The 4226-nt window shown below is 49.5% G+C and carries 3 protein-coding genes; 2 read left to right on the forward strand and 1 reads right to left on the reverse strand.

The window, feature by feature from the left end:
• The coding region (locus tag WBV75_RS12875; protein WP_424120993.1) for a M1 family metallopeptidase at window positions 1–1317 on the reverse strand (1317 nt) is incomplete at its 3' end.
• 60 nt (window positions 1318–1377) lie between these two features.
• On the opposite strand from WBV75_RS12875, the gene recG reads away from it, so the two are divergent.
• Both recG and WBV75_RS12885 read left to right on the forward strand, forming a co-directional pair.
• Complete coding sequence (gene recG, locus WBV75_RS12880; RefSeq protein ID WP_424120995.1) at window positions 1378–3483, forward strand: ATP-dependent DNA helicase RecG; 2106 nt, start codon at window positions 1378–1380, stop codon at window positions 3481–3483.
• A 166-nt stretch (window positions 3484–3649) separates the two neighbouring features.
• Window positions 3650–4226 (forward strand): aconitase family protein (locus WBV75_RS12885; protein WP_424120994.1); only part of this gene is annotated, 577 nt, incomplete at its 3' end.

The raw sequence follows: 4226 nt of genomic DNA on the forward strand, positions 1-4226 counted from the left end.
GGTGGAGCGAAACTCAGAGAGGGAACTACCGGATACGGTTTCCAGGGCTTTGAGAAAATCCGGGATACCGGCATTGGAATAGGCATTATCTGTTAAAAAGAGCAGCACGCCCTTATCGAAGAGATCGGCGCCCAGTGTATCGCGAAGTAAAAACAGGGCCCAGGCCCCTTTTTCATAAAACGTAAGGCTCCCCGCCCCCGCATCTGTAAGGGCTTCCCCCTTATTGTTCTCATCCATTTCTTCAAGTACCCGTGCCGTTTCATAGAGCTTCCAGTGTACATATCCCGAACCAAACAGGGACTCCTCTGCCCTGTAGGCATAAAATGTCGCAAAGCCCTCATGCAGCCAATGGTGGGCAGCATCCTTTTCTGTTACCAGATTTCCAAACCATTGGTGCGCGAGTTCGTGCGCATTGATATTCACGTAGTTTTCATCGTTGTACCCAATAGAATCTACTAAATAACGATCTGAGAAAAATGTGGCCCCGGTATTCTCCATCCCCGCATATAGGAAGTCACTTACCGGTACCTGCTTATAATCCTTCCACGGATAAGGCACTCCGATTTCGGTCTCCAGAAAATCGAAAATCTCCTCAGTATACAGGTACGTCCAATGCGCCCTGTCTTGCTCACCCTGAGGATAGTAAAGCTTCAGGGGTACTCCCGAGGGCGCCGGTCGATCCAGATACTCGTACCTCCCTATGGCGAATGCCAGCAAATAACTGCTCATGGGCTGTGTCATATCAAAATCCCATTTCCTGAGGCGACCAGCATCTTCAGTCCGCCTCAGTGCACCATTGGCAATAACTTCGTATGTGCTGTCCACAAGGATAGACAGATCAAAAACCATTTTCTCCTGCATGTCGTCGATTACCGGCACCCAATGGCTGCTGTTTTTGCCTTGCCCCTGCGTCCAAATCTGTTCATTCCCCTCGATGTCATCTTTCCAGCCGATGAAATAAACCGTCTGTTTTGGAAATGCCTTATAGGAGATCTGCAGCCTGTGGTTTCCCTTTGTTTTCGGACCCTGAATCCTCAATTGTCCCTTATCACTCCGATAGGCCAAAGGTTGGTCGTTGAGCATTACACGCTCAAATTCCATGTTATGGGCATCCAGTACTATACTGTCAAGACCCGAGAATGTTTCGAACTGGTACGTCACTTCCCCTGTAAGGGTTTCCGTATTCGGATCGGGAGTGATTTGTATGTCGGCGCTCTGAAAATCGGGCAGGGTGTTTTGAGCCAATAATGCCAGGGACCAAAAACCTGAAATAAGCAGGGCCAGCGAATGTTTTATAATATTTTTTTCCAGAAGCATTCCTCAAATTTAGCATTTTGTCGGGTTGCACTTCTATTGGGGAAGATGTATTTTAGACCAATGCATCCCAACGCGCTTCAGACCCCCATCACTTATCTTAAAGGGGTAGGCCCTGGCAGGGGGAGCCTGCTTGGGCGGGAACTTGGGCTGGAAACATACCAGGATCTTCTCTACCTCTTCCCCAACCGCTATATCGATAAATCTCGATTTTATAAGATCGCTGAATTGGAGCGCTCCGGGGCTGAAGTTCAGATTATTGGTCGAATCACGCATCTGAAAACAATATCCCAACAAAAAGGGAAGCGGCTTGTAGCTACCTTCAGGGACGATACCGGAACAATGGAACTGGTATGGTTCCGCAGCCATAAATGGATTCAGGACCGCCTGAAACTGGGTGAACCATATGTCATTTTTGGACGGACAAACTGGTTTAACGGGAGTTTTTCGATGCCGCACCCCGAAATAGAATTGCTCAGTCAGTTCGAGGGACAGCAACGTATCCGGATGCAGCCGGTGTATCCTTCTACAGAGAAACTCACCAAACAAGGAGTGTCCAACCGATTGATATCCAAATGGGTACAAGCCATCCTGAACGAATACAGCAAGCAAATCCCAGAAGCCCTGCCTGCAGAACTGAGGGATAACCTGGCGTTAACCGGAAAACAGCGGGCGCTTTGGCAAGTGCATTTCCCCAACTCCCAAAAAGAACTCGCCCAGGCGCGCTTCCGCTTAAAATTTGAAGAGCTGTTTTACATTCAGTTGGCCCTGCTCACTAAAAAGAATTTGCGGAAAAGTCGCATAAAGGGATTGGTTTTCGAAAAGGTAGGAACCCTTTTCACTGAATTCTTTAACAACTACCTGCCTTTTGAGCTTACAGAAGCTCAGAAAAAAGTGCTTAGGGAAATTCGGGCGGATTTGGGGAGTCATGCCCAAATGAACCGGTTGCTTCAGGGTGATGTGGGTTCAGGGAAGACCATAGTTGCAGTTATGGCCATGCTCCTGGCGCTGGACAACGGATACCAGGCCTGCCTGGTTGCCCCAACAGAAATCCTGGCGCAACAACACTATCAATCTATTCGGGAACTATTGGACCCTATGGGTATTTCCGTTGCCCTGCTCACCGGATCGGTAAAAGCCAAAGATCGCAAGCCCATTCACCAGGGACTTGAAGCGGGGAGCCTTTCGGTTCTTGTAGGCACCCACGCGGTTTTTGAAAAAGTCGTCCAATTCAAAAACCTCGGGCTTGCCATTATAGATGAGCAGCATCGATTCGGAGTTGCGCAACGCGCGCGCATGTGGAAAAAGAATTCAACACCTCCCCATATTCTGGTGATGACCGCCACCCCCATCCCCAGGACGCTGGCCATGAGCCTGTACGGTGACCTGGACATTAGTGTTATAGACACCCTTCCCCCTGGGCGTAAACCGGTGCGGACGGTACATCGGACAGATGCGGACCGGTTGAGGGTATTCGGGTTTATGCGCGAGCAGATTGCTGAGGGTCGTCAGGTATATGTGGTATATCCGCTAATACAGGAATCGGAAGCCCTGGATTACAAGGACCTGATGGACGGTTTTGAGAGCATCCAAAGGGAATTCCCGCCTCCCTCCTATCAGATATCCATCGTCCACGGGCAAATGAAGCCCCAGGACAAAGAATTTGAAATGCAGCGATTTGTTTCAGGACAAACCCAGATTATGGTCGCCACCACGGTCATCGAAGTAGGAGTCAATGTTCCGAATGCTTCGGTAATGGTCATTGAGAGTGCCGAGCGATTTGGGCTTTCCCAATTGCATCAGCTGAGGGGAAGGGTGGGCCGTGGTGCAGATCAGAGTTACTGCATTCTGATAAGCAGTGGAAAGCTCTCTCAGGATGGGCAGACTAGACTTCAAACTATGGTAAGTACCAATGATGGTTTTGAAATCGCTGAAACAGACCTGCAACTAAGGGGCCCCGGTAACCTCATGGGGACCCAGCAAAGCGGTATTCTGGCCCTCAAGATCGCAGATGTGGTGCAGGATAGCGATATCCTGAAAACCGCCCGATTCTACGCCCGGCAACTTCTGAAGAACGATCCGGGGCTGACTGCCCATACACATAAGATGGTCCGTGAAAAAATGGCTCGGATGGAAGTCTTCAAAAATATCTGGGATTATATCAGTTGATGGCTTTGTAAAACACCTTTTTAAGGTGTCGGAAATTCTCGAAAGGCACACTTAACCGTGAAAGCCCTGGTTTGGACATCGTAATTTGTCATCGGGCAGGAAAGCTTTTTAGAGTGGAACCCCATACTTTTGACATTCCCATTTTGTAAAGCAAAAAATAGTATTTATGGCTAAAACCCTATTTGATAAAGTCTGGGATTCCCATGTGGTTCGTCGGGTTGAAAACGGACCCGATGTGCTTTTTATAGACCGTCACCTGGTGCATGAAGTAACCAGCCCCGTGGCCTTCCTTGGGCTTAAATCCCGGAATATCCCCGTTTTATATCCGGAGCGGACCTTTGCAACCGCCGATCACAATACGCCCACTCGCAATCAGCACCTTCCTGTAGCCGACCCGCTTTCGGCGAATCAGCTAAGGGCCCTTGAAGAAAATGCCGGACACCACGGGATTCCGTATTGGGGTCTCGGACACGAAAAGAACGGGATTGTGCACGTTATCGGTCCTGAAAACGGAATTACCTTACCCGGAGCCACCATTGTATGCGGAGATTCGCATACCTCCACCCACGGTGCATTCGGTGCTATTGCATTTGGAATCGGGACCTCGGAAGTGGAGATGGTCCTCGCGACCCAATGCATCATGCAACCCAAACCAAAGCGGATGCGCATTACGATTAACGGAAACCTGAGCCAGGCGGTCACTCCAAAAGATGTCGCCCTCTTTATTATTTCGCGCCTCTCGA

The sequence above is a fragment of the Robiginitalea sp. genome (genome assembly GCF_049588695.1).
Classification (GTDB): Bacteria; Bacteroidota; Bacteroidia; order Flavobacteriales; family Flavobacteriaceae; genus Robiginitalea.